Source organism: Caulobacter sp. CCNWLW153 (assembly GCF_036889365.1).
GTDB classification, from domain to species: domain Bacteria; phylum Pseudomonadota; class Alphaproteobacteria; order Caulobacterales; family Caulobacteraceae; genus Caulobacter; species Caulobacter radicis.
This window is the reverse complement of the sequence record NZ_JBAKFV010000005.1, coordinates 42803-66338: the sequence shown is the minus strand read 5'-3', so window position 1 is coordinate 66338 and position 23536 is coordinate 42803. Positions and strand designations below refer to the sequence as shown.

24 protein-coding genes and 3 tRNA genes (1 of these 27 only partly in view) are annotated in these 23536 nt (G+C 69.7%); 14 read left to right on the top strand and 13 right to left on the bottom strand.

Translation table 11 applies throughout. The features are described from left to right. Positions 1-94: 94 nt before the first annotated feature. On the top strand, positions 95-1264 hold the full coding sequence (gene rnd, locus V6S85_RS09600; RefSeq protein ID WP_116489633.1) for a ribonuclease D: 1170 nt from the start codon (positions 95-97) through the stop codon (positions 1262-1264). A 205-nt stretch (positions 1265-1469) separates the two neighbouring features. Next, positions 1470-3212: an ATP-binding protein gene (locus V6S85_RS09595; RefSeq protein ID WP_334348807.1), complete on the top strand. Its 1743-nt coding sequence runs from the start codon at positions 1470-1472 to the stop codon at positions 3210-3212. Here the strand turns inward: V6S85_RS09595 and V6S85_RS09590 are convergent. The 4 genes from V6S85_RS09590 to hdaA all read right to left on the bottom strand — a co-directional run bounded on the left by V6S85_RS09590 (position 3209) and on the right by hdaA (position 8188). Beyond that, the gene (locus V6S85_RS09590; RefSeq protein WP_334348806.1) at positions 3209-3481 is read right to left on the bottom strand and encodes a hypothetical protein; all 273 of its coding nucleotides are present in this window, start codon (positions 3479-3481) and stop codon (positions 3209-3211) included. The genes V6S85_RS09595 and V6S85_RS09590 overlap by 4 nt on opposite strands. Before the next feature lie 98 nt (positions 3482-3579). Next, positions 3580-5067, bottom strand: a complete 1488-nt coding sequence (locus V6S85_RS09585) for a Ppx/GppA phosphatase family protein (protein ID WP_334348805.1) — start codon at positions 5065-5067, stop codon at positions 3580-3582. Positions 5068-5163: 96 nt separating this feature from the next. Beyond that, positions 5164-7389, bottom strand: coding sequence for an RNA degradosome polyphosphate kinase (locus tag V6S85_RS09580; protein ID WP_243410459.1), 2226 nt, complete (start codon positions 7387-7389; stop codon positions 5164-5166). A gap of 103 nt (positions 7390-7492) precedes the next feature. After that, a complete protein-coding gene (gene hdaA, locus V6S85_RS09575; RefSeq protein WP_116489636.1) occupies positions 7493-8188 on the bottom strand; it encodes a DnaA regulatory inactivator HdaA in 696 nt (231 codons plus the stop codon). Positions 8189-8474: 286 nt separating this feature from the next. On the opposite strand from hdaA, the gene V6S85_RS09570 reads away from it, so the two are divergent. Then, positions 8475-9227: an EcsC family protein gene (locus tag V6S85_RS09570; RefSeq protein WP_279325477.1), complete on the top strand. Its 753-nt coding sequence runs from the start codon at positions 8475-8477 to the stop codon at positions 9225-9227. On the opposite strand, the gene V6S85_RS09565 is transcribed toward V6S85_RS09570, so the two are convergent. Both V6S85_RS09565 and V6S85_RS09560 read right to left on the bottom strand, forming a co-directional pair. Next, on the bottom strand, positions 9205-9840 hold the full coding sequence (locus tag V6S85_RS09565; protein ID WP_116564524.1) for a DsbA family oxidoreductase: 636 nt from the start codon (positions 9838-9840) through the stop codon (positions 9205-9207). The genes V6S85_RS09570 and V6S85_RS09565 overlap by 23 nt on opposite strands. A gap of 16 nt (positions 9841-9856) precedes the next feature. After that, positions 9857-11179, bottom strand: coding sequence for a diguanylate cyclase domain-containing protein (locus V6S85_RS09560; RefSeq protein WP_116564522.1), 1323 nt, complete (start codon positions 11177-11179; stop codon positions 9857-9859). 180 nt (positions 11180-11359) lie between these two features. Here V6S85_RS09560 and V6S85_RS09555 point away from each other — a divergent pair, with 180 nt between their 5' ends. Continuing rightward, positions 11360-12487, top strand: a complete 1128-nt coding sequence (locus V6S85_RS09555; protein ID WP_334348804.1) for a CaiB/BaiF CoA transferase family protein — start codon at positions 11360-11362, stop codon at positions 12485-12487. 352 nt (positions 12488-12839) lie between these two features. Next, entirely contained in the window at positions 12840-13790 is a 951-nt protein-coding gene (locus V6S85_RS09550) for a YihY/virulence factor BrkB family protein (RefSeq protein ID WP_101717409.1), read from the top strand. On the opposite strand, the gene V6S85_RS09545 is transcribed toward V6S85_RS09550, so the two are convergent. Genes V6S85_RS09545 through V6S85_RS09535 form a run of 3 tightly spaced genes read right to left on the bottom strand, consistent with a single transcriptional unit; the run spans position 13762 to position 15637 of the window. After that, positions 13762-13992, bottom strand: coding sequence for a sulfurtransferase TusA family protein (locus V6S85_RS09545; RefSeq protein ID WP_116564518.1), 231 nt, complete (start codon positions 13990-13992; stop codon positions 13762-13764). The genes V6S85_RS09550 and V6S85_RS09545 overlap by 29 nt on opposite strands. Continuing rightward, positions 13989-14723 carry a pseudouridine synthase gene (locus V6S85_RS09540; RefSeq protein ID WP_116564516.1) on the bottom strand — a complete coding sequence of 245 codons (735 nt, stop codon included), beginning with the start codon at positions 14721-14723 and terminating at the stop codon, positions 13989-13991. The genes V6S85_RS09545 and V6S85_RS09540 overlap by 4 nt, the downstream gene beginning before the upstream one ends. Further along, entirely contained in the window at positions 14720-15637 is a 918-nt protein-coding gene (locus V6S85_RS09535; protein ID WP_334348803.1) for a class I SAM-dependent methyltransferase, read from the bottom strand. The genes V6S85_RS09540 and V6S85_RS09535 overlap by 4 nt, the downstream gene beginning before the upstream one ends. A 139-nt stretch (positions 15638-15776) precedes the next feature. Here V6S85_RS09535 and V6S85_RS09530 point away from each other — a divergent pair, with 139 nt between their 5' ends. Next, positions 15777-16328 carry a cysteine hydrolase family protein gene (locus V6S85_RS09530; RefSeq protein WP_116564512.1) on the top strand — a complete coding sequence of 184 codons (552 nt, stop codon included), beginning with the start codon at positions 15777-15779 and terminating at the stop codon, positions 16326-16328. A 38-nt stretch (positions 16329-16366) separates the two neighbouring features. On the opposite strand, the gene V6S85_RS09525 is transcribed toward V6S85_RS09530, so the two are convergent. Both V6S85_RS09525 and V6S85_RS09520 read right to left on the bottom strand, forming a co-directional pair. Continuing rightward, positions 16367-16624, bottom strand: coding sequence for a DUF4424 family protein (locus V6S85_RS09525; RefSeq protein WP_334348802.1), 258 nt, complete (start codon positions 16622-16624; stop codon positions 16367-16369). Positions 16625-16659: 35 nt separating this feature from the next. Further along, positions 16660-16749, bottom strand: a tRNA-Ser gene (locus V6S85_RS09520). A gap of 136 nt (positions 16750-16885) precedes the next feature. Between V6S85_RS09520 and V6S85_RS09515 the strand changes: the two genes are divergently transcribed. Genes V6S85_RS09515 through V6S85_RS09495 form a run of 5 tightly spaced genes read left to right on the top strand, consistent with a single transcriptional unit; the run spans position 16886 to position 21063 of the window. Beyond that, positions 16886-17791 (top strand): septal ring lytic transglycosylase RlpA family protein, encoded by a 906-nt coding sequence (locus V6S85_RS09515; protein WP_334348801.1) that lies wholly within the window; start codon positions 16886-16888, stop codon positions 17789-17791. 42 nt (positions 17792-17833) lie between these two features. Beyond that, entirely contained in the window at positions 17834-18463 is a 630-nt protein-coding gene (gene tmk / locus V6S85_RS09510; protein ID WP_334348800.1) for a dTMP kinase, read from the top strand. Beyond that, a complete protein-coding gene (locus V6S85_RS09505) occupies positions 18460-19467 on the top strand; it encodes a DNA polymerase III subunit delta' (RefSeq protein WP_116564504.1) in 1008 nt (335 codons plus the stop codon). The genes tmk and V6S85_RS09505 overlap by 4 nt, the downstream gene beginning before the upstream one ends. A gap of 4 nt (positions 19468-19471) precedes the next feature. After that, entirely contained in the window at positions 19472-20251 is a 780-nt protein-coding gene (locus V6S85_RS09500; protein WP_116564502.1) for a TatD family hydrolase, read from the top strand. Continuing rightward, on the top strand, positions 20248-21063 hold the full coding sequence (locus V6S85_RS09495) for an MBL fold metallo-hydrolase (protein ID WP_334348799.1): 816 nt from the start codon (positions 20248-20250) through the stop codon (positions 21061-21063). The genes V6S85_RS09500 and V6S85_RS09495 overlap by 4 nt, the downstream gene beginning before the upstream one ends. 3 nt (positions 21064-21066) lie before the next feature. On the opposite strand, the gene V6S85_RS09490 is transcribed toward V6S85_RS09495, so the two are convergent. Further along, entirely contained in the window at positions 21067-21552 is a 486-nt protein-coding gene (locus V6S85_RS09490; RefSeq protein WP_116564498.1) for a hypothetical protein, read from the bottom strand. 213 nt (positions 21553-21765) lie between these two features. Between V6S85_RS09490 and V6S85_RS09485 the strand changes: the two genes are divergently transcribed. Continuing rightward, on the top strand, positions 21766-22560 hold the full coding sequence (locus tag V6S85_RS09485) for a hypothetical protein (RefSeq protein WP_334348798.1): 795 nt from the start codon (positions 21766-21768) through the stop codon (positions 22558-22560). Between the two features lie 4 nt (positions 22561-22564). On the opposite strand, the gene V6S85_RS09480 is transcribed toward V6S85_RS09485, so the two are convergent. Continuing rightward, positions 22565-22972, bottom strand: a complete 408-nt coding sequence (locus V6S85_RS09480) for a hypothetical protein (RefSeq protein WP_116564758.1) — start codon at positions 22970-22972, stop codon at positions 22565-22567. 289 nt (positions 22973-23261) lie between these two features. Here V6S85_RS09480 and V6S85_RS09475 point away from each other — a divergent pair. Together V6S85_RS09475 and V6S85_RS09470 are read left to right on the top strand one after the other, a co-directional pair. Next, positions 23262-23336: transfer RNA gene (locus tag V6S85_RS09475), tRNA-Asn, on the top strand. Positions 23337-23480: 144 nt separating this feature from the next. Beyond that, positions 23481-23536 (top strand) — tRNA-Asn (locus V6S85_RS09470) (it continues 119 nt past the right edge of the window).

Sequence of the window (23536 nt, the reverse complement as noted above, 5' to 3'; positions counted from 1 at the left end):
ACGGCCCGTCTCAGGCGCTTTGGGTCAGAAAAGTGGCTGCTCCGCAACGCTTGACGCTTGCAGACTCGGGGGTGCGCGAGGCTATTAGCAGCCGATGACGCCGATCACCACCACCGCCGCGCTGGCGGAGTTCTGTAATGGTTTGAAGGGGCAGCCCTTCATCGCCGTGGACACCGAGTTCATGCGCGAGACCACCTATTGGCCAAAGCTCTGCCTGATTCAGGTCGCTTCGCCCGTTTCCGACGCGGTGATCGATCCGCTGGCGGAGGGCCTCGACCTCGAGCCACTGCTCGAGCTGATGCGCGACGAGACCCTCTTGAAGGTGTTCCACGCTGCCCGTCAGGACGTCGAGATCTTCAATAATCTCAAGGCGATGCCTACGCCTCTGTTCGATACCCAGGTGGCCGGCATGGCCGCGGGTTTCGGCGAGCAGATCGCCTATGACGCCCTCGTGCGCCAGATGCTGAAGATCGAGATCGACAAGTCGAGCCGCTTCACCGACTGGGCCCGCCGCCCGCTGACCGACGCCCAGCTGGCCTATGCCCTGGCCGACGTGACGCACCTGGCGCGCCTGTTCCCGGTGCTGCGTGACCGACTCGAGGAATCAGGCCGCCTGGCCTGGGTCGAGGAGGAGATGAAGGCGCTCAGCGATCCGGCCGCCTATGACGTCGATCCGGAAAAGGCCTGGCGCCGCCTGCGCCCGCGCAAGACGCAAGCCAAGTACCTGGCGGTCTTCAAGTCGGTCTCGGCCTGGCGCGAGCGCACCGCCCAGCAGCGCGACCAGCCGCGTGGCCGCATCCTCAAGGACGAGGCCATCGACGAACTGGCCACCCAGGCCCCGACTTCGCTGGAAGGGCTCAACACCCTTCGCGGCGTGCCCAAGGGCTTCGGCGGCAGCAAGTTCGGTCCCGACCTGATCGCCGCGATCAAGGCCGCCCTGGCCGATCCCGAGGGCTATGCTCCCGTGGTCGACAAGCCCGGCCCGCCGCCGCCGCCTTCGGCCGGCGCCGTGGTCGAGCTGCTCAAGGTGCTGCTCAAGGCCCGCGCCGAGGAAGCCGGCGTGGCCTCCAAGCTGATCGCCACCGTCTCGGACCTGGAAAAGATCGCCGCCGACGACGAGGCCGATACGCCCGCCCTGCAGGGCTGGCGCCGCGAGGCTTTCGGCAGCGACGCCCTGAAGATCAAGCGGGGCGAACTGGCCCTGGTGCTCGACGGGGTCAAGGTCCGCGTCGTGGAAGTCCGCCGGACCCCGCGTCCGGCCTGATCGGGACCTGTCGGCGGCGCGACTCAAAAGAGGGTTGCGCCGCCAGCGTCCCCGGCGCGAAGTGCGGGCGACGTCTTTGTGCAAGACGGCACAGCTGCCTTATGGCCGACACGCTTTGAAAAACGATTGTTGACCTCCGGGCGCTATAAGCGTCGCGGGGGTAATCGGCTGTGGGGACGGCCGAAGACTGGGGAACTAGGTCGAGTTGGCGTACGCGGAACCGGATCCGTGGCTGGTCAGGGCCGCGCGTAGTTATGCAAGGCCGGCCAAGGCCCTGCGGCAGCAGATTCCGCTGCGCTTGTTCGTCATCGCGATGGTCTGCGCGGCGGTCGGCCTGCAGCCGCGGTTTTCCTTCATGCTGCCCTGGACGCTGGCCTGCTTGACGGCCCAGGGCCTCCAGGCCCTGGCCTTGCACGCTTTCGGGCGCAATCCGCGCGGCTGGGTTCTTCCCTGCCTGGGCGCCGACTTCCTGCTGGCCGTCGCGTTCGGCTGGCTGGCGGTGCCGCTGTGGCGAACCGGCCTGCCCGCGGGCGCGGCGGGCGGCGCCCTGTTGCTGGCCGGCTCGGTGATGACCGCCCTGATGGGCGCCAAGGGCTCGCGGCTGGCCTTCGCGGTGACCGCGACGCCGCATCTGGGCTATCTGTTCGCGGCCCCGATCCTGGCCGCCAACCACGAAGATGTGGGCGTGAAGGCGTTTCTGATCGGCAGCGGGCTGATGGTGCTGGTCACCTCGCTCGTCTTCGGCTGGTCGCGCCAGACCCTGCTGGCCGAGCGCGAGGCCCGCGCCGCCGCCGAGATCCGCCGCGAACAGGCCGTGGCCGCCGACGCCGCCAAGAGCGCCTTCGTCGCGATGGTCAGCCACGAACTGCGCACGCCGCTCAGCGCCATCCTGGCCGGGGCGGGCGAACTCGCCCGGGGGGCGGGCGGTCCAGCCAAGGCCAAGGCCGAGCTCATCGCCGACGCAGGCGTGATGATGCGCGCCCTGCTCAATGACCTGCTCGACCTGTCGAAGATCGAGGCCGGCCGCATGACCGTCGAGTCCATCGACTTCGCGCCGCGCACCCTGATCTGCGACACCCTGCGATTCTGGCGCGCCGAGGCCCGCGACAAGGGGCTGGCCCTGCGCTTCACCGGCGGGCGGCGCCTGCCGCGCTGGATCAAGGGCGACCCGGTGCGCCTGCGCCAGGTGCTCAACAACCTGCTGTCCAACGCCATCAAGTTCACGCCCGAGGGACGGGTCTGCATCGAGCTGTCGATGGCGCCTCGCGTCGAAGGCGAGCTGATGCTGACCCTGGCGGTCACCGACACCGGGCCGGGCCTGGGTCCCGAGCAGCTGGCGCGGCTGTTCACGGCCTATGACCAACTGGGCGCCGACACCGCGCGCACCTTCGGCGGCACGGGCCTGGGCCTGGCCATCAGCCGCGACCTGTCCCGCCTGATGGGCGGCGACCTGAGCGCCGTCTCGGCCGAGGGGCGCGGGGCGCGCTTCGTGCTCACCCTGCCGGCGCTCGAGGGCGAGGAGCCGCCGACGCCGGAGCCGCTGGATGCGCCCGCCGACGGCTTCTCGGATGCTCCGGCGGTGCTGGTGGTCGACGACCACGAGATCAACCGCCGCACCCTGGCCCAGGTGCTGGAAGCCTTCGGCCTGGACGTCACCGTGGCCGCCGACGGCGAGACGGCCCTGTCGCTGGCGTCGCAGACCCGCTTCGACGCCATCCTGATGGACGTCAACATGCCGGGCCTCGACGGCCTGGACACGACCCGCCGCCTGCGCGCCGAGGGGCTGAACCGCCTGACGCCGGTAGTCGCCGTCACCGGCGCCGTGGCCGAGGGCGACATCGCCGCCTGCCAGGCCGCGGGCATGCAGGATTTCGTCGAGAAGCCGTTCGAGGTGACCGCGCTGTACGCCGTCCTGCTGCGCGTGCTTGGCGACGAGGAGGCCGCCTAGCCGGCGACGTGGCCGAAGGTCTCGGCGGCCGCCAGGACCAGGGCCGACAGGATCACGCCGTGATAGGCCGCGCCCAGCACCACCGTGCGCCGCACCGACCATCCGCGCCTGGCCCCGAAGGCCGCCGCGACATCGCGCTGCAACTGCCTGGCCGGACTGTCCACGGGGGTGGCTGAGGCGCCTGCCAACCGGACCGCTTCGGGTTTCGCCGGCGATTGTCGGGCCGTGTCGATGCTGTCGTGAACGTCGTAGGCGACCTGCTTCTGCATGTCGTTTTTCTCCCCGTGCTGAGGGGAGAAGCTTCGGCGTGGCGTGGCTAACAAACCATGCTGGAAAAACGCCGTTCGCCTGCGGCCCGCTGTCGCGGCTAGAGCGGCAGGACCTTGAGCTTCAGGCCCAGCACCTGGGCCAGGCTGCTGGCCCGCTTGGCGGTCTGTTCGCCCAGCAGCAGCGCTGCGTAGCCAGGTTCGGCCGAAAGCTGCACGTCGGCCTTCTCGATCGCAAGCCGCGAGCGCGACAGCAGCGCGGGGCTGCGGCCCGACAGGTCGCAGCCCAGGCGGATCGCCGCGCCCAGGGCCCGGGCGCGCTTCAGGCGCGCCGGGGTCAGCAGCCGCTCCAGCACGTCCATCTCGGGCGGATTGAACGGGGTGGAGTGGCGGGCGAAGGCGGCGGCGGCCAGGAAGGCGCGCTCAACGTGGGTCTGGCCGGCGATCGGGGCGCGCAGCACCTGTTCGAAAACCAGGTCGGCGCGATGGTCCGGGTGCAGTCGCGCGCCAAGGTCGGCCAGGCGGCAGGCGGCCGCCGTCAGCACCGCGTCGCGACCGTCGAACAGGCTCTCCAGCTTGCCGAACGCCGGCTCCAGCCAGGCCTGCAGCGCCACGCCCAGGTCGTCGGCCACGCCCTGGCGAGCCGTCAGCGAGGCGCAGCCCTCGATCAATGGGTCCAGGCCCCGCACGCGCGGCGCCATGGCTTCGAACAGCAGGCCCTCGCGCACGCCGAAGGCCGAGATCTCGATGCGCTTGAGGTCCAGGCGCTCGATCAGGCTCTCCAGCACCACGGCCGCGTAGGGCAGGGTCTCGATGCGCTTCTTGGACATCCCCTCGATGCGCTCGAGCGAACTTCTGGACTGGTGCGAAACCAGGCGCGCGGCCTCCAGGGCCTCGCTGCGGCCGATCTCGTACTGGTGCACCACCTGCAGCGGATATCCGGACAGGCGCATGTGCAGCAAGGCGAGGTTGCGCCAGGCGCCGCCCACGGCGTGGAAGGCGTCGGTCTTGAACACCTCGGCCACCGGGGCCAGGCGCTGGGCGGCCAGGCGCCGCACGCGGTCGGCGTCGAAGCCCTCGGTCAGGCCCAGGCTGAAGGGGCCCAGCGGCAGGGTCACGCCCTGGCCCGCGCCGGTCGGCTCCAGCCGCACCAGTTCGAGGCTGGCGCCGCCCAGGTCGCCGACCACGCCCGTGGCGTCCGGCGCGCCGGCCAGAACGCCCAGCGCGGCGTAGCGGGCCTCTTCCTCGCCGGAGAGCACGCGGATGGTGAGGCCGGTCTCCTCGGCAACGCGCTTGACGAAGGCCGCGCCGTCGCTGGCCTCGCGCACGGCGGCGGTGGCGGCCACGAAGGTCTCGGCCGGCTGCACGGCTTCCAGCACGGCCTTGAAGCGCTTTAGCGCCGCCAGGGTCTGGGCTACGCCGTCGGGCGCCAGGCGGCCCTTGGAGCCGAGTTCACGGCCAAGGCCAGCCAGCACCTTCTCGTTGAAGACGGTCCAGATGGCGCGACCTTCCAGTCGGTACACCACCAGGCGGACCGAGTTGGAGCCGATATCGATCACGGCCGCGTCGCGCGGCGCCGAGAGAGGCATGAGGCTGGTTTAACGCATTCGTCGCGCAGGGGAAGCGGCGGCCTTGGACGAAACCGTCACGAAAGCCGTCGCTCCCCAGTTTTTCAGCGCCAGATCCTAGCGCTTACGCTTGGGGCCGACGTGGTCGAACGCTCGCGGCAGGTCCTGCACGTGATGACCCCGGCCTGACAGACTCGGATTGGTCATGAAGTACTCGTGAGCCGAGAACGCGCCCTTGGTGTCCCAGGCCGGATCGCGGGCGTAGTGGCCCTCGCTGTCGAGGCGCCAGCTCTGGGCCTCGTCATTGAGGTTGGCGACCATGATCTGGCTCAGCACCTGCTGGTGTACGGTCGGGTTCTCGATCGGCACCAGGCTTTCCACCCGGCGGTCGAGATTGCGCGGCATCCAGTCGGCCGAACTGATGAAGGCGCGGGTCTGGGCGCTGGGCATGTCGGCGCCGTTGGCGAAGGCCACGACGCGGGCGTGCTCCAGGAAGCGGCCGACGATCGACTTGACCCGGATGTTTTCCGACAGGCCCGGAATGCCAGGCCTCAGGCAGCAGATGCCGCGCACGACCAGGTCGATCTGCACGCCGTCCTGGCTGGCGGCGTAGAGGGCGTCGATGATCTGCGGGTCGACCACCGCGTTCATCTTGGCCCAGATGCCGGCCGGCTTGCCGGCGCGGGCGTTGGCGGCCTCGGCGGCGATCATGGCCAGGAGGTCCGGCTTCAGTGTCTGGGGCGAGAACGACAGCTTCTCCAGCGCGCCGGGCTGGGCGTAGCCGGTGATGAAGTTGAACAGCTTGCCGCCATCACGACCCATGGCCGGGTCGCAGGTGAAGAGGCTCAGGTCGGTGTAAACCCGCGCCGTCTGCGGGTGATAGTTGCCGGTGCCGAAGTGGCAGTAGGTGCGCAGGGCGTCGCCCTCGCGGCGGACCACCACCGACAGCTTGGCGTGGGTCTTCCAGTCGACGAAGCCGAACACCACGTGCACGCCGGCCCGTTCCAGGTCGCGGGCCCACTTCAGGTTATTTTCCTCGTCGAACCGCGCCTTGATCTCGACCAGGGCGGTGACGTTCTTGCCGTTGTCGGCCGCCTCGATCAGGGCCGCCACGATCGGGCTGTCCTTGGAGGTGCGGTACAGCGTCTGCTTGATGGCCAGCACGTTGGGGTCGCGGGCGGCCTGGCGCAGGAACTGCACCACCACGTCGAAGCTCTCGAACGGGTGGTGGACCAGGATGTCCTTTTCGCGGATCGCCGCGAAGCAGTCGCCGCCGTGGTCACGCACGCGCTCGGGGAAGCGGGCGTTGTAGGGCTTGAACTTCAGGTCCGGACGGTCGGGCGGGATCAGCTCGCTCATCTGGGCCAGGCCCAGCTTGCCGTCGACCAGCACCACGTCTTCGGGCTGGGCGCGCAGGCCCTCGATGATGAAATCGCGCAGGTCGGCGGGCATGGTGGTCTGGATCTTCACCCGCACCACGCGGCCCAGGCGGCGCTTCTTCAGGCGGGCCTCGAACTCGCGCACCAGGTCTTCGGCCTCTTCCTCGATCTCCAGATCGCTGTCGCGGATCAGGCGGAACAGGCCCCGGCCCTCGACCTCGTAGCCGGGGAACAGGTGGTCGAGAAACAGGATGATGAAGCTTTCCAGCGCCACGATCTTGCGTTCGCGCTTGCGGCCGCGGGCGGTGCTGGCGATCTCCCAGAAGCGTTGCACCTGATAGGGGATCGGCGCCAGGGCGTAGAGGTGCTTGTCGTCCGAGATCCGGCGCAGCTTCAACGCCAGGCAGAAGCCCAGGTTCGGGATGAACGGGAAGGGGTGGGCCGGATCCACCGCCAGCGGCGTCAGCACCGGGAAGATGCGCGACTTGAAGATCTCCTCGGCGCGCTCGCGGTCGGCGCCGACGATGTCCTTGGCGTCCAGCAGCTTCAGGCCCTCGGCCCACAGTTCGGCGCGCACTTCGCGCCAGATCTTCTGCTGCTCGCTCATCAGCTGGAAGGCCGAGGCGTTGATGCGGGTCAGCTGCTCGCCAGGGGTCAGGCCGTCCTGGCTGACCACGCGCACGGCCTCGCGCACCTGACCCTTCAGGCCGGCCACGCGGACCATGTAGAATTCATCGAGGTTGTTGGCGCTGATCGACAGGAAGCGCAGGCGTTCCAGCAGCGGGTGGCGCGGGTTGGCGCTTTCCTCGAGCACGCGCTGGTTGAAGGCCAGCCACGAGAGTTCGCGATTGAAGAACCGTTCCGGCGAGGCCAGCAGGTCTTCGTCCAGGGTCAGGCGCACGCGATCCTCGGGCGCGGTCTCCACCTTGTGAAGGGAGGGCGCGAGGGCGGCGGCGTCTGTCATCGTCTACTCCAGGGCAATGCCCGGCATGGTGGACGAGCCCGATGACAGCCGCAAGACAAACAGGGATTTGTTCAAGAAAAGCCGGGCTTTCGATCAGTCCCGTCTAGTCCTCGAACGCGTCGTCCTCGCCGAAGGCCAGCACCTGGGCGACGAAGGCCCGGGTGATGCCGCGATTGCCCTCCGAGGCGGCCTCGTCCAGCAGCGCCACCAGGGCCACGGCTTCCGGCGCGCTGCGCGGAATGCGACGCAGCAGATAGGCGTAGACGTCGTCGGCGGGACGGATCAGGCGGTCGGCGAAGGCGCGGCGGAGCACGGCCTCCAGCACCACGTCGTCAGGCTCGTCGATGACGGCCGCGGTCATGGCGTTAAGGCGCGAACGCAGGTCCGGCACGATCGTCTGCCATTCCAGCGGCGCGGTCTGGGCGGTCAGCAGCAGGCTGCCGCCGTCGACGCCTGCCATGTTCAAGAGGTGAAACAGGTCCTCGTCCGACACGACGCCGCCCAGCGCGCGGCGGTCGGCGTTCTCGACCAGCACGGCGCGGCCGCGCAGGGCCGGCAGGTTCAACGGCGCCTGATGGGGATCGGTGGCGTCGATGATCACCGCGCCGGCCTCCGCGGCCCAGGCGCGCGCCAGATGCGTCTTGCCGCTGCCCGACGGACCGATCAGGGCCAGGCGGCCGTTCGGCCATTCTGGCCAGGCGTCGACGGCGCGCACGGCGTCCTCGTTGGCCGGCGAGACGGCGAAGTCGACCCGCTCGAAGGTGGGCAGGCGTTCCAACGGCAATTTCAGCTGGCTCAAGGTCGTCGCGAAGTCACATGGTGAATGGGTAGGCAAGGTATAGGCGGTGGGCCGCTGCGCCGCGAGACGGCGGGCGGGCGGTGTTGGGGATATAGGCCACTATAGGTGTGGACGCAGGAAGCGCGTGTGGATGCCCGTGTGGACGCTGGTGTGGACGGCCGTGGTCAAATGATCCACGGGCCTGTTGAGCGTTAATCTTCTGGGGACTTCGACCGCCTCGCCGACTGCGGCATGATCCGGCGGCGAACGCTTGGACGTCGCCGCGATTCACTTTCGGAGCTTCAACCTGGCCCAGACCGCCGCCACCGCCGACCTCGCCGCCTGGCGAGCCGAGATGACCAGGCCGCCGGGCGCGCTGGGGCTGGCCGCCCGCGCCGTCCAGCTGAAGGTCAATCGGATCATTCCGGAAAAGGTCCATGCCGCCATCACCACGGCGATGCAGGGCATGACCCGCGCCATTCTCACAGGCTCGGATTTCGCCACCGGCGCGCCGCTCGTCCAGGCCACGCTCGACGAGCGGCTGGAGCGCGTGCGGACGGCGATCGACAACTGGAAGAAGACCGCCGCCGCCGAGGGCGGGATCGCCGGGGCAGGGGGCTTCGTCCTGGCCGCCGCCGACTTCCCGCTGCTGATGAGCTTCAAGATCAAGCTGCTGTTCGAGATCGCCGCCGCCTTCGGCCATGAGGGCTCGGAGCTGTCGGAACGGCTCTACATCCTGCACATCTTCGAGCTGGCCTTCTCGGACGCGGCGCATCGCGCCAAGGTCTTCGAGGCCATGGACGGCTGGGACGCCCGCCAGCATCCGACCGACCTCTCCGGCTTCGACTGGCGGGCCTTCCAGCAGCAGTACCGCGACCACATCGACCTGGCGAAGCTGGCCCAACTGCTGCCGGTCGTCGGCGCGCCGGTGGGAGCGATCGTCAACTGGCGCCTGGTCGAGAAGCTCGGCCACACGGCGGTGATGGCCTATCGGATGCGGCTGGAGGCTATCCCACCTCTCCCAGAGGGAGAGGTTTTTAGAGAAGCGCCTGGTCGATAGCCTTCTGCAGGTTCTCGGGGCTCTCGGCTCCCACCACCGCCACCTTGCCGGCGAAGATCGCCACCGGCACGCCGGTGACGCCGCCCTGCACGGCCATGGCGTGCTGCTGGGCGATCACGTCCTTGTCGGCGCCTTCCGACAGCAGTTGCAGCACCGCGACCTCGTCCATGCCGGCCGCCTTGGCGATCTGGCCCAGCACGACGGGATCGCCGATGTCGCGGCCTTCCTCGAAATAGGCGGCGAACAGGCCCTCGACCACGGCGTCCTGCACGGCCGCGCCGCGCGCCCAGCGGATCAGGCGGTGGGCGGCGCTGGTGTTGGGCGACAGGGCGATCTTGTCGAAGGCGAAGGCGATGCCTTCCTCGGCGCCGGCGTCCTGCAGGGCCTTGTGCACCGCCTTAAGCCGGGTCTGGTCCTTGAACTTGCCGGCCATGTAGGCGGCGCGGTCGACGCCTTCCTCGGGCAGGGCGGGGTCCAGCTGGTAGGGACGCCAGATGATGATCGGCTCGAGGTCGGGGCGCGCGGTCAGAGCGCTCTTCACCCGGCGCCAGCCGAGATAGCACCAGGGGCAGACGACGTCGGCGACGACGTCGACGGTGATCGGCTGGCCCATGGGAACTCCTCGAAAACTAGATGGCCTTCTGGAGGGCCAGGGAAGCGGCGCGCTCCAGCGCGTGGATGGCGGTCTCGCCCGGCTCGATCTGGGCGACGCCGATGTCGAACTCGCAGACGAACGGGCTGCGGTCCTCGCCGGCGTCGAAGGCGGTGCAGCCGATGACGGCGGCGATGCGCTCGGCGGCGGCCTTGCCGGCGGCCAGGTTCGTGGCCGGAAGCGCCAGGGCGAAGACTTCGGGCGCGAGGCGGGCGGCGGTGTCCTCGACTCGGACGAGGCGGCCGACCATCGAGCCGATCTGCGGGATGGCGCGGTCCAGCCAGCCGTTCTGGCGAGCCCAGACGACGTCGGCCTTGTCGGCCACGCGCAGCACGCCGATCGACAGCGGACGCCCGCGCTCGCGCGCGGCGCCGGCCAGGCGGGCCAGGTGGGCGGCGAAAAGGTCGCGGGTGAACAGGCCCGTGGCCGCGTCCATCAGGCCCGAGCTGCGGGCCTTCTCCAGCGCGCCCCGGATGGCTTCGCCGCGACGGTAGTTGCGGGCCAGTTCGATGACGCGGCGGGCGGTGTCGCCCTCCGGCGTCTGCGGCGAGGCCACGTCCGACACGCCGCGATGGAACGCCTCGGACATGGTCACGTAGCTCTCGGCGTTCATGTAGAGCAGCGCCGGGATGTGGAAGAGGCGGGTGTTGCGCCGCATGCCGGCGGCGATCGACAGCGCCTCCTGCTGGTTTTCGCCGGCCCACAGCACCACCGCGTCGAAGGCCCGCTCGTGCAGGTAGTCGAAGGCGGTGTAGGCGGTGAACGCGCCGACCACGTCGGCTCCGCCGCGGGTCAGGGCGTTGGACAGGGCCAGGAACTGCGGGGCCGGCTCGCCGATGGCCAGCACGCGATAGGGGACGGCGGAGGCTTCCGGCAGATCCAGCCGGCGGCCGCGATCGCCGAAGGTGGTCAGCCGAAGCTCGAACTCTTCCTCGGCGATGGCCGTGCGGACCAGGGATTCCAGGCGCAGCACCGCCTGAGACGGGTGCAGCGGCGGCGACAGGGTCAGGTCGAAGGCGCTCTGGCCCACGTCCGTCCCAGGCTCGCCGATGGCGATCACCGGCAGGCGGCGCGGGGCCACGGCGGCCTTGAGGCGGCGAGCCAGGGTCTGGCTGTCGGGACCGGCGGCGTCCAGGTCGACGATCACCGCCTCGATCTGCAGGTCGCCCAACGCGGCGAGGGCGGCATAGGGGCCGCGTGCGGTGATGGTGCGCCAGCCCAGGCGGTCCAGCCCTTCGGACAGGGGACCGGCCCGCGTGTCGTCACGCGCCACGATCAGGATCCGGGCGTTCACCGCCAAATTCGTTCTCCGCTGGCGCAGGCCTTCGATTCGCGAGCCAACATAGCAGAGGCGAGGGTGCGGCAAAGGGATGCGTGGTCGCAGTCTTTACCTTGTCGACAGGCGATTTGACCCGGGCTTGCCTGACCGGGCGTCAACCGGGTCCTACTGCCTCCAACGAGATCGAAACGGGAGGAAGCGATGGGCCAGGGACCGCTGTCGGGGCTGAAGGTGCTGGAGTTCGCCGGGATCGGCCCTGGACCGTTCTGCGGCATGCTGCTGTCGGACCTGGGCGCCGATGTCGTGCGTATCGATCGCAAGGGCTCGGGCCGCTCCTCGCCGGCCGACGTCACCGCCCGCGGCCGCCGCTCGGTGGCGCTGGACCTCAAGCAGCCCGCCGCCGTCGAGACCTGCCTGAAGCTGATGGAGACCGCCGACGCGGTGTTCGAGGGCTTCCGGCCCGGGGTGATGGAGCGGCTGGGACTGGGTCCCGACGCGGCATTGGCCCGTAACCCCAGGCTCGTCTACGGCCGCATGACCGGCTGGGGGCAGACGGGGCCCTACGCCAAGGCCGCCGGCCACGACATGAACTACATCGCCATCACCGGCGCGCTGGACGCCATAGGCACGGAAGACAAGCCGGTCCCGCCGCTGAACCTCGTCGGCGACTTCGGCGGCGGCGCGCTCTATCTGGCTTTCGGGCTGCTGGCCGGGGTGATCCACGCCCGCGAGACGGGCCAGGGCCAGGTCATCGACTGCGCCATGAGCGATGGCGCGGCCTCGCTGATGGCCATGTTCTACGGCTTCAAGGCCATGGGCATGTGGCGCGAGGGCCGGCGCAGCAACCTGCTCGACGGCGGGGCCCACTTCTACGACACCTACCAGTGCGCCGATGGCAAGTGGGTGTCGATCGGCTCGATCGAGCCGCAGTTCTACCTGCTGCTGCTGGAAAAGACCGGCATCACCGATCCGCACTTCCAGGCCCAGATGAGCCGCGAAGACTGGCCGGCCCTGCGCGAGAAGCTGGCCGCCGTCATCGCGACCAAGAGCCGCGACGAGTGGTGCGAGATCATGGACGCCACGGACGTCTGTTTCGCCCCCGTGCTGTCGATGGACGAGGCGCCCGGCCACGCCCACAACAAGGCCCGCGAGACCTTCGTCGAGGTCGCCGGCGTCGTCCAGCCCGCCCCCGCGCCGCGCTTTTCGGCCACGCCCGGCGTGATCCAGGGCCCGCCGCCCAAGATCGGCGCCGACAACGCCGCCGCGCTCGGCGACTGGGGCTTCGATCCCGAAGCCATTGCGGCGTTGGAGGCCGTGGGGGCGCTGTAGTCGTCCTGTGTGATCCTCGTCCTTCGACGAGCTCAGGATGAGGATCAAGGCGCAGGCGGCGCATTAGAAGACCTCACCCTGCGCCTGTCGAAGGGCGAGGGTTTCGCTACCCCCGCGCAAGCTGACAACCGCGTTCAGATGCGGTTCAGGCGGCGAATCCTACCTTCGAACTGTGACCGGCCGCCGCGCCAACCCGTCCCTCGATGCGACGACCGGTTCAGGCAAGACCTGCGGAGACGCGTCGCTTTCCCTGAGGCGGCGCGTCTTTGACCATCTGGAATAGCGCGACTTTATCGAGAGCGTCGCCGTCCAAGGGTTGCTTCACCGGACGGCCGGGGGCAGTTTCCGCCGAATGCAGCCCCCCAAGGCCCCCATTCGCTGGCGAGACCTCGATCTCGACCCGATCCACTGGGTTCAGGAAATCCTTCGCGTTCTCGGCCTGGCCCTCTCCAGGCTTTGGGGGCGCGACGTCATGCTCTATGTGGGCGGCGTCTCGTTCTTCGCCCTGCTGGCGGTATTTCCGGGCCTGGCCATTTTGATCGGGCTCTACAGCCTGCTCCTCGACCCCAATACCGCGGCCCGGCAGGCCGACGCCCTGGCCTTCATGATGCCCACGGGCGCGCGGCCGATCTTCCAGAGCGAGATGCAGCGCCTGGCCCATGCGCCGGTCTACACCGTCTCGCTGCAGAGCCTCGTGATCCTGGTCATCGGCGTCTATGCCGCCCATCGCGGCTTCAAGGCCCTGCTGGCCGGCCTGTCGTTCATCCACGACGAGGAAGACCAGCGCGGCTTCTTCGGCTTCAACCTGATGGCGCTGTTCGTGCTGATCGCGGCCTTCGGCCTGCTGTTCCTGATGTCGGGGGTGTTCCTGACCTTCCGACTGCTCTCCAGCACCCTGAACCTGCGGCCGCTGGAAGGGGTGTCCTGGATCCAGAGCGAGTGGACCTGGGCGACCATGGGCCTGATCGTGGGCATGACCCTGATCTATCGCTACGCCATGTCCCGCCAGCCCGTCGGCTGGCGCGCCTCGCTGACCGGCGGCTTCGCGGCGGGCTTGTTCTGCGTCTTCATGTCGTGGGCCAGCGCCTTCTACGTCGAGAAGGTGGCTCATCTGGGCGCGACCTACGGCTCGATCTCGGCCGTGATCATCTTCCTGATCTGGCTGTCGTGGAGCGTGAACGCGGTGTTCTTCGGCGGCGCCCTGGCCACCGAGGTCGAGATCGCGCTGGACGAGCGCCCCCAGGCCCTGGTCGACGGCCCCAAGGCCATCGCCCTCAAGGCGCCTTCGTCACCCGAAAGCTGATCGCCCCCGAGGGCAGGTCCTCGACGCCTTCCAGCGTCGCGCCCAGCTGGCGGGCGAAATGCGGCACGTCGATGCGCGCCAGCGGGTCGTCGGCCAGCAGGCGCACCGTCGCCCCGGCCGGCGCGTGCTCCAGCGCCCGGCGCAGGCGCAGCGTCGGCACCGGGCAGCGATGGCCGCGCGCGTCGACCTCGATGTCGTTCACGAAAACACCTGCTCGGCTTCCTCGGCGGTGAGGATGCGGTGCTTGCCGGGCTCCAGGTCGGCCGGCAGGGTGATGCCGCCGATCCGCTCGCGATGCAGCGCGACCACATGGTTGCCCATGGCCGCGAACATCCTGCGCACTTGGTGATAGCGGCCCTCGGTGATGGTCAGGCGGGCGGTCTTGTCGTCCACCACGTCCAGCTGCGCCGGCAGCAGCGGCTTTTCCTCGCCCTCCAGCATCAGCGTCCCGCTGGCGAAGGCTTCGCTTTCCTTGCCCGACAGCGGCCGGTCGAGGTTGGCCAGATAGGTCTTGGCCACATGCCGCTTGGGCGAGATCACCCGATGCAGGAAGTCGCCGTCGTCTGTGATCAGCAGAAGGCCCGAGGTGTCCTTGTCCAGCCGCCCGACGCTCGACAGGGCCGGGTCACGGATCTGCCAGCGGCGCGGCAGCAGGTCGTAGATCTTGGCCCCGTCCTCCCGGTGCGAGCACACCACGCCCAGCGGCTTGTTCATCAACAGCACCAGCGGCGCGGGCGGATCGATCGGAACGCCGCGAACGAACAGATGCTGGGGCAGGTCGGCGGTCACGGCGATGCGCTTGCCGGCGTCCTTCAGCGGCGCGCCGTCAAAGGTCACCTTGCCGGCCGCCACCAGGGCCTGGACTTCGCGCCGCGCGCCATAGCCCAGATTGGCCAGCAGCCGGTCCAGCCGCGCCATCAGCGCCTTGGTCATTTCACGGCCTCGAGCACCTTGAAGCCTTCCTGGTCGACCACGGGCTTCACACGGGTGAAGTGATCGGCCAGCACGGCCTCGTAGGGCAGGTGGCGGTTGGCCACCAGCCACAGCACGCCGCCCTTCTTCAGCAGCGCCGCCGCGCCCCGGATGAAGGCCTGGCCCAGCGCCTTGTCCTCGCCGCCGCCCTCGTGGAACGGCGGGTTGGAGACCACGAAGTCGAGATTGGAAAGCTCCGGCAGGCCAAGGCGAATATCGGCGTGCGAGAAGCTGACCCGCGCGTCGTCGACATTGCGCTGCGCCGCGTCCAGCGCCCGGCGGTCGATGTCCACCAAAGCAAGCTTGGTCACCTTGGGCGAGGCCAGCACCTGGTGGGCCAGCACGCCGATGCCGCAGCCCAGGTCCGCGCCGGCGCCCGAGAAGGCGGGCAGGGCCTGCATCAGCAGGGCGGTGCCGGTGTCGAGCCGATCCCAGCTGAACACGCCGGGCTGGGTCCACAGGCCCTCGCCGTCGATGCGGCGCGGCGCGCCCTCGGCCAGGGCTTCGGTCAGGCCCGTCGGCGCCTCGGGGCGCAGGGTCACGCAGATGCGGTGGTGACGGCGGGCGTCCTCGCCGATGGTGCAGCCGAAGGCCGACAGCTCCTTCTTCAGGCGCAGGCCGCCGCGATCCTTGGGCGCGGCCACGGTCAGGCGGCCGCCGGCTTTGAGCGCCCGCAGGGCCTGGGCCAGCACGTAGCGCCGTTCCACCGCGCCGGCCGGGGCCAGGACCACGAAGGCGTCCAGCGAGGCGTCGGCCAGGCCTTCAAGCGGCTGAGCGCCCGGCACGGTCGGCGCGGTCTGTACGGCGCCGCGCGGCGTCTCGATCACCTCGCGCTGGGGGAAGCCATAAACGGCGGCGGAGATGGTGTCGGTCATGAGCTAGGGATCTTGGGCCGTGGAACGCGAAGGGCGGGAAAGGGCCGTTGGTTACCTTGGGCGGGCCCTCGACGCCAGAGTTTCACACTTCGGCGTCGCGGGCATTGCTTGGGGCGGGGCGCCGAAGCAAGCTTTGGCCATGAACGCCACGGCCCTCATCCTCATCGACCTGCAGCGCGGCATGCTCCCGGAGAACACCGGGCCCCGCAACAACCTCGAGGCCGAGGACAACGCCGCCCACCTGCTGCACGCCTGGCGGGTTCGCGGCCTGCCGGTGGTCCATGTGCGCCATATGAGCCGCTCGCCCGAGGGCTCGTTCTGGCCGGGCTCGTCCAACTGCGAGTTCCAGGGAAGGTTTGAGCCCCTGCCGTCCGAGCACCGCCTTGAGAAGAACGTCCCCGACGCCTTCGCCGGCAGCGGGCTGGAGCGCTGGCTGCGCCTGCGCGACGTGCATCACCTGGTCGTGGTCGGCGTGGCCACCAACAACTCGGTGGAAGCCACCGTGCGCTCAGCCGCCTGCCTGGGCTTCGACGTCGCCGTGCCGGCCGACGCCTGCTTCACCTTCGACAAGGCCGACCTCGAAGGCGTCGTCCGCGATGCCGAGGAGTGGCACCTGATGAGCCTATCCAACCTCGACGGCGAGTACGCGGTGGTGACGCGGACGGACGAGATCCTGGCGAGGCTGGGGTAGGGGGACCCTCTCTCAAAGAGAGAGGGCTTCATTTGCCCCTACGGCTCCCGCCGCTCCAGCAGCAGGATCTGCAAGTCCTTCTCCGGCCGCCAGTTCTTCCGGCGCACCTCGAACTGCGTCGGGCCGATCTTCTTCACGCCATCGGCGCAGAATCTGACCAGGTTCCGCGGCGCGCCCTTGTCGACCACCAGCCCGCCGGCGGCCAGTTCGGCCGAGGTGTCGTTGGCCACGGCCGGCGCGGCGCAGACGAGCGCGGCGACGAAGGCGGCTGAGCGGAGGGGGAGGCGAAGGGTCATGCCGCCGGGATAGCATGGCCAAGACGACGAGGTCGTGGCGGGCAGGGTGGGATTCGAACCCACGGTGGACTTTCACCCACGGCGGTTTTCAAGACCGCTGCCTTAAACCACTCGGCCACCTGCCCGGAGCGGGCGGCTATATCAGCGCCCGTGCTTCGGCTCCAGAGCGATCTGTCGCAGGCATCCTTAACCAAGCCTAAAAACATCTGAACGAAGCTGAAACCATGATGGGGGACGAACCATCCGGAGTTTTGGCGACGTATGCGGCGCGAGCACAGATCTGAAATCCGGGCGCTGAAGGTCCTGGGCCTTGTGGCGCTGGGCGCCGCGGGCCTGGCCGCCTGCGCCACGCCTTCGCCGCGGCTGCCGATCGCCAAGGGCGTTCCGAAGTCCACGCCCGATCGCGAGTATCACGGCCCGCCGCCGCCCGGTTACGGCCAGGGCCTGCGCGGCACCGAGAAGCCCTATCAGATCAAGGGGATATGGTACTATCCGAAGGCCGATCCGAACTACGACGTGGTCGGGACCGGCTCGTGGTACGGCGAGCAGTTCCACAACCGCCGCACCGCCAACGGCGAGGTCTTCGACATGGACCTGCCTTCGGCGGCGCACAAGACGCTGCCGCTGCCGTCCATCGTCGAGGTCACTAATCTCGAGAACGGCCGCAAGATGCGCCTGCGGGTCAACGACCGCGGGCCGTTCGTCGGCGACCGCCTGATCGATCTGTCCAAGGCCGCCGCCGACGAGCTCGGCTATCGCGGCAAGGGCCTGGCCAAGGTGCGCGTGCGCTACATCGGCCCCGCGCCGAAGAGCGCGGCCGACCAGCCCCGTCGCTACGCCTCGGCTCCCGTCAAGCCGCCGCCGGTCGCGCCGTACCGTCCGCCAGTGGCCCCGCCGCCGCGCGAGCCCGAGATCGTCACCGTCGCCGCCCCGCCGTCGGGCGCCTACCGCGTCCAGGCGGGCAGCTTCGCCAATCGCGACAACGCCGAACGCGCCGCCGAGCGCCTGTCTTCGGCCGGGCGCGTCACCGTCGAGCCGATGGAGCGCTCGGGCGGCACGCTCTATCGCGTGCTGGTCAGCGCCGGCGACGACGAGGGCCTGGCCTGGAGCGTCCGCGACCGCGTCGCTTCGCTGGGCTTTGGCGACGCCACGGTGCTGAGGCCCTAAGCGGGTCTGGACAAGGCGGGCGTTCCGGCCGATTTGAGGCCGATGGCCAGCGGAACGTTCATCAGCTTCGAAGGCGGCGAGGGCGCCGGCAAATCCACCCAGGTGCGCCTCCTGGTGCAGCGCCTGGAGGCGCTGGGCCGCGAGGTCGTGCTGACCCGCGAGCCGGGCGGCAGTCCCGGCGGCGAGGCGATCCGCGAGCTTCTGGTGCACGGCGCGGCCGATCGCTGGTCGCCGGTCACCGAGACCCTGCTGATGTACGCCGCCCGCCGCGACCACGTGGAGCGGGTGATCCGTCCGGCCCTGGCGCGCGGGGCGGTGGTCGTCTGCGACCGCTTCGCCGATTCGACCCGGGCCTATCAGGGCGCCGGCGGCGACGCGCCCGCCTCGCTGATCGCCAGCCTGGAAGAGCACGTGCTGGGCGCCACGATCCCGGCCCTGACCCTGGTCTTCGACCTGCCCGCGACCGTGGGCCTCGAACGCGCCTCCGCCCGGGGCGGGGCGGCGCGCTTCGAGTCCAAGGGTCTCGACTTCCACGAGCGCCTGCGCGCCGGCTTCCTCGAGATCGCCCGCCGCGAGCCCGAGCGCTGCGCGGTCATCGACGCCACCGCCTCGATCGACGAGGTTTCGCGCGCGGTCTGGGCCGCCGTCGGCGAACGGCTGGACCTGGCATGAGCGACGCCCCTCCGCATCCCCGCGACGTCTTCTCGCTGGACGGCCAGGAGAAGGCCGAGCTGTCGTTCCTCGACGCTCTGGGGCGCGGGCGCCTGCACCATGCCTGGTTGCTGACCGGCCCCGAGGGCGTCGGCAAGGCCACGCTGGCCTACCGCATGGCCCGCCGGTTGCTGGGCGCGCGGGAGGACAAGTCGTTCGGCGCGCTGGGTTCGGCCCCGTCCGACTTCGTCAGCCGCCAGGTCGCCGCCCGCTCGCACCCCGACCTGATGGTGCTTGAGCGCGCCACCGACGACGGCAAGGCCCGCAAGTCGATCCCCGTCGACGAGGCCCGCCTGCTGCCCGGCTTCTTCGCCAACTCGCCGGCGACCTCGCCCTACCGGGTGGCGATCATCGACGCCGCCGACGACCTCAACGTCAACGCCGCCAACGCGGTGCTGAAGACGCTGGAGGAGCCGCCGCCGCGCGGGGTGATCCTGCTGATCAGCCATTCGCCCGGCAAGCTGCTGCCCACGATCCGTTCGCGCTGCCGCCGCCTGGCCGTGCCCGCGCCCGGCGTCGAGCGCGCCGCCGACATGGTCGAGCACCGCCTGGGCCTCGACCGCCGCCAGGCCGAACGCCTGGGCCGGATGGCCCATGGCGCGCCCGGCAAGGCCCTGCAGTTGGCCGCCGCCAAGGCCCTGGAGGCAGACGACACCGCCGGCGAGATCCTGCGCAAGCTGCCCGAGATCGACGAGGCCGCTCTGCTGGCCCTGGCCGATACCTTCAAGGGCGCCGAGGGCCAGGCCCGCTTCGAGCTTCTGTTCGAGCGCCTGGCCGACCAGATCCACGCCATGGCCGTCGGCATGGCCGGCGAGCGCACGCCGTCCGGCCTCGACCGCTGGGCCGCCGCCTGGGAGCGCCTGGTGCGCTGGCCCATCGAGGCCGAGGCGGTGAACCTCGACCGCGCCGACGTGTTCTGGACGGCGATTGCGGACTTGCGCGCCGCGGCGAAGGCCTCCATCTGACCGCATGCTCATCGACAGCCACGTAAACCTGCACGCGCCCCAGTTCGCCGAGGATCGCGACGCGGTCATCGCCCGCGCCCGCGAGGCCGGCATCGAAATGATGCTGACCATCTGCGACAAGATCCCCAACTTCCCGGCCGTCCACGCCATCGCCATGACCGAGGCCGACATCTGGTGCACGGTCGGTGCTCACCCGCACGAGGCCAAGGATCACGTCGACCTGACGAGCGCCCACCTGGTCGAGCTTGCCGGCAAGCCCAAGGTCGTCGGCATCGGCGAGACCGGGCTCGACTTCCATTACGACCTTTCGCCGCGCGACGTTCAGGCCGCCGTGTTCAAGCAGCACGTCGCCGCCGCCCGCGAGACGGGCCTGCCGCTGGTGGTCCACACCCGCGAGGCCGACGACGTCATGGGCCAGATCCTGGAGGAGGAGCACGCCAGGGGCGCCTTCAAGATCCTGATGCACTGCTACACAAGCGGCGCAGAGCTCGCCCGCCGGGCCGCCGCTCTGGGCGCCTGGTTCTCGGTCTCGGGCATCGCCACCTTCAAGCAGGCCGAGGACGTGCGCTCCGTGATCCGCGACATGCCGGAGGACCGGATCATCGTCGAGACCGACTGCCCGTACCTCGCCCCCGTGCCGATGCGTGGCCGCCGCTGCGAGCCGGCCCACCTGCCGCACATCGTCGACAAGCTGGCCGAGATCCGCGGCTGGACCCGCGCCGACGCCGAGAAGCGCTCCGAAGACGCCTTCTTCGCCCTGTTCGACCAGATCCCGCGTCCATGACCGGCGACCGGCTCGAGTTCACCATCCTCGGCAGCGGCTCCTCGGGCGGGGTGCCGCGCGCTGACGGCAATTGGGGCGACTGCGATCCGGCCGAGCCGAAGAATCACCGCTCGCGCTGCTCGATGCTGGTGCGCCGGCTGTCGGGCGGCGATCCGCGCGGCGACACCACCGTGCTGGTCGACACCTCGCCGGACCTGCGCCTGCAGACGGCGCGGGCCGGGGCAGGGCGCATAGACGCGGTCCTCTTCACCCACGACCACGCCGACCAGGCCCACGGCATCGACGACGTGCGCCCGTTCTTCCTCAATCACCGCTTCAAGATCCCGACCTACATGGATCCGGCGACCTATGACGGCCTCCTGGCGCGCTTCGGCTACGTCTTCGAGACCAAGGGCGGCTATCCGGCCATCTGCGAGGCGCGCCACCTGCCGCCGCACGGTCAGGGCTGGAGCGTCGAGGGGCCAAGCGGCCGGATCCCTGTCACCAGCTTCGATGTCGACCACGGCGAGATCCGCGCCGCCGGTTTCCGCTTCGGCGGCGTGGCCTATGCGCCCGACGCGCTGCAGATCCCCGAGGAAAGCTGGCCGGTGCTGGAGGGGCTCGACGTCCTGATCGTCGACGCCCTCCGCTGGATCCCGCACCCCACCCACGCCAATGTCGAGCGGGCTTTGTCCTGGATTGAGCGCGCCCAGCCCAAGCGGGCGGTGCTCACCAACCTGCACATCGACCTGGACTACAACGCCCTGGCCGCCAGGCTGCCGGCGGGCGTCGAGCCGGCCTATGACGGCATGCGGTTCGAGGTCGCCGTCTAGGGCCTAGTGCAGCGTCGCGGTCTGCATCGGCCGCGTATCCTCGGCCGGTTCGCCCATGCGAACGGGCAGCGGCGCGCCGTCCAGCGCCATGGCGTGATTGAGGGCGCGGGCCAGCACCGCCGTCACGTCCGGGCGCGCCACCAGCGGCGACAGCAGGCGTGAGGCAAGCCCCGGGGCCGCCGCCGCCAGGCCGCAGGCCGTCACCAGCCTCTGTTCGTCGATGGCGTAGCCGACGCAGTGCGGACACTGGATCTGCAACGGGCGCACCAGTTCGCCCTCGATCAGCATCATCGTCTGCAGGAACAGCGAGGCCGTGCGGGGCGAGGCCGCGCGGGCGAAGGCGGTCCTGATCGTGGCGTCGGCCGGCTGGCCCTGCAGGCGCAGCGCGGCCCAGGTGCGAACGCCCCACAACAGGAGCCGCTCGCCGCGGGCCAGGCCTTCCGGGCCGGTGTCTTCGAAATCGAGGTCCAGTCCGCAGGCGCAACTCATCAAGGGCTCCGGGCGGGAAAAGGCGTCCGGCGGAGGGGAGCCCCGCCGGACGCAGTCGATGTGGGTGAGGGGAGGAAACCCGACATCGGATTTGAGAATTGATCGCAACAAGGTCTATTTCGACTGTTGTTGCGAGTCAATCTCATAAAATCATATACATCTTATGCGATAGTTTGTGCTTCTATCCTCGCGAACCGGTCGTGTGGGGGTGGCATGGCGCGACGATCGATGATGCTCGCCTGGATGGCGCTGGCGATTCCGCTCGGCGTGGCGGGCAAGAGCCAGGCAGCCGCCTGGACGCAAGGCAAGGGCGACAAGGAAATCATCGTCAGCCTGCATCGCCAGGACAGCACGCACGGCTTCGATCTCGACGGCGAGGCGGTCGACATCGTCGACTATCGCAAGACCGAGCTGCAGGCCTTCGCCGAATACGGCCTGTCGGATCGTCTGACCGTCAGGGCCCAGGGCTCCGTCCGGCGACTGCGCACGCGCGACGCCCGCGACACCGAACCTGGCCACGTGGAGCTGGCCGCGCGCTACCAGATCCTGTCGGGCAAGACCTGGGTGCTGTCGAGCGAAAGCGCCGTGCGGCTGCCGGGCGGCGACGGCGATCCGGGTGCGGCCCAGCGTGGATCGCCCGACGCCGAGTACGACGCGCGCTTCCTGCTTGGGAAGAGCGGCAAGTTGGCGGGACGGCCGATCTTTCTCGACCTGCAGGCGGGGCTTCGTCGTCGCGAGGGCGATGCGCCGGACGAGCGACGCCTGGATGTCACCATCGGCGGCCGGCCGAGCAACCGGCTTATGCTGCTGGCCCAGGTCTTCGATGTCTCTTCGGCGGGCGCGGGGCAGGGGGTCTTCGAGGCCTACCGCTATCGCAACCTCCAGCTCACCGCCGTCTACGACCTACCGGCCGGCTGGTCGGTGCAGGCCGGGGCCGTCGGCACGGCCACGGGTCGCAACGCCCTGCGCGAGCGGGGCGCGGTCCTGGCCGTGTGGCGGCGGTTCTGAGGCCTCAGGACGGAATGCGTCGCGCCAGCTCTTCCAGGCGGCGGGCGGGGGCGTCCGAGATCGCCGACCACAGCAGGCGGGCCAGCTCCAGGCGATAGACGGCCGCATAGCCGGCGGTGAACGGCGAGGTGGCGCTGCCGGGCGGTTCGGCCGCCTTGGCGTTGGCCAGGTCCCGGCGGGTCAGCACAAGGTCACGCGGGATGGGAACGTCGCCGGCGCCGGTGGCCACCCAGCGGTCGGCTTCCACGGCGGCCAGGGCGGCGGCCTGGACCAGGGCCCGGGCGCCGCGCACGTCGCCCAGCGCGCCCGTCATCACCGGGGTTCCGACGGTCGGGTCGCGGGTCACGGTAAAGTCGAGGCTGGCCACGCCGCGCTGGAGCGTGACGGACCACTGGTCGTCGGGTTCGTTCATCATGAACGCTTTAGCGACCGAGTCGCGTCGCGGGAAGGGAGCGGCGTATCGCCGTTACACATTGCCGCGACCGGGCGGCTCGGCCTGCGACCTTTTGGCAAGTCGGGCTCAAATTAGGGTCTCGTTAACCATGATTGGCGAGCCTGTGGACGTCTTCTTTTGAAGGCGCCCCACCATCACTCAACTTTTCACAGCCCGGCTTTCTGGCCGGGCTGTTTTTTTGTCAGAAGGCGCTTGCGCCGAGTCAGTCGGGCGGCTATCAACCGCGCCTCGACAGAGAGCGACCTGTTCCGCGGTAGCTCAGTGGTAGAGCAGCCGGCTGTTAACCGGCTGGTCGTAGGTTCGAATCCTACCCGCGGAGCCACTCTTCCTTCGATCCGTCGAAGTCGCCTCGCCGAGAAATTCCTCCACAAGAACATAAGCTTTTGTTTTCGATGCGACGTTCATGCGTCTTGCGTCGAGTCGCAGCGGCCGCTATCAACCGCCTCCTCGACAGAGAGCGACCTGTTCCGCGGTAGCTCAGTGGTAGAGCAGCCGGCTGTTAACCGGCTGGTCGTAGGTTCG

Bases quoted from the DNA above. Each gene is read 5' to 3' on its own strand.
- V6S85_RS09585 (WP_334348805.1), bottom strand. From the start codon at position 5,067: ATGCCTCTCTCGGCGCCGCGCGACGCGGCCGTGATCGATATCGGCTCC.
- V6S85_RS09540 (WP_116564516.1), bottom strand. From the start codon at position 14,723: ATGACCAAGGCGCTGATGGCGCGGCTGGACCGGCTGCTGGCCAATCTG.
- rnd (WP_116489633.1), top strand. From the start codon at position 95: ATGACGCCGATCACCACCACCGCCGCGCTGGCGGAGTTCTGTAATGGT.
- V6S85_RS09590 (WP_334348806.1), bottom strand. From the start codon at position 3,481: ATGCAGAAGCAGGTCGCCTACGACGTTCACGACAGCATCGACACGGCC.
- V6S85_RS09505 (WP_116564504.1), top strand. From the start codon at position 18,460: ATGAGCGACGCCCCTCCGCATCCCCGCGACGTCTTCTCGCTGGACGGC.
- V6S85_RS09535 (WP_334348803.1), bottom strand. From the start codon at position 15,637: ATGACCGACACCATCTCCGCCGCCGTTTATGGCTTCCCCCAGCGCGAG.
- V6S85_RS09515 (WP_334348801.1), top strand. From the start codon at position 16,886: ATGCGGCGCGAGCACAGATCTGAAATCCGGGCGCTGAAGGTCCTGGGC.
- tmk (WP_334348800.1), top strand. From the start codon at position 17,834: ATGGCCAGCGGAACGTTCATCAGCTTCGAAGGCGGCGAGGGCGCCGGC.
- V6S85_RS09525 (WP_334348802.1), bottom strand. From the start codon at position 16,624: ATGACCCTTCGCCTCCCCCTCCGCTCAGCCGCCTTCGTCGCCGCGCTC.
- V6S85_RS09565 (WP_116564524.1), bottom strand. From the start codon at position 9,840: ATGGGCCAGCCGATCACCGTCGACGTCGTCGCCGACGTCGTCTGCCCC.
- V6S85_RS09580 (WP_243410459.1), bottom strand. From the start codon at position 7,389: ATGACAGACGCCGCCGCCCTCGCGCCCTCCCTTCACAAGGTGGAGACC.
- V6S85_RS09495 (WP_334348799.1), top strand. From the start codon at position 20,248: ATGACCGGCGACCGGCTCGAGTTCACCATCCTCGGCAGCGGCTCCTCG.
- V6S85_RS09550 (WP_101717409.1), top strand. From the start codon at position 12,840: ATGCAGCCCCCCAAGGCCCCCATTCGCTGGCGAGACCTCGATCTCGAC.
- V6S85_RS09485 (WP_334348798.1), top strand. From the start codon at position 21,766: ATGGCGCGACGATCGATGATGCTCGCCTGGATGGCGCTGGCGATTCCG.
- V6S85_RS09555 (WP_334348804.1), top strand. From the start codon at position 11,360: ATGGGCCAGGGACCGCTGTCGGGGCTGAAGGTGCTGGAGTTCGCCGGG.
- V6S85_RS09480 (WP_116564758.1), bottom strand. From the start codon at position 22,972: ATGAACGAACCCGACGACCAGTGGTCCGTCACGCTCCAGCGCGGCGTG.
- V6S85_RS09490 (WP_116564498.1), bottom strand. From the start codon at position 21,552: ATGAGTTGCGCCTGCGGACTGGACCTCGATTTCGAAGACACCGGCCCG.
- V6S85_RS09530 (WP_116564512.1), top strand. From the start codon at position 15,777: ATGAACGCCACGGCCCTCATCCTCATCGACCTGCAGCGCGGCATGCTC.
- V6S85_RS09500 (WP_116564502.1), top strand. From the start codon at position 19,472: ATGCTCATCGACAGCCACGTAAACCTGCACGCGCCCCAGTTCGCCGAG.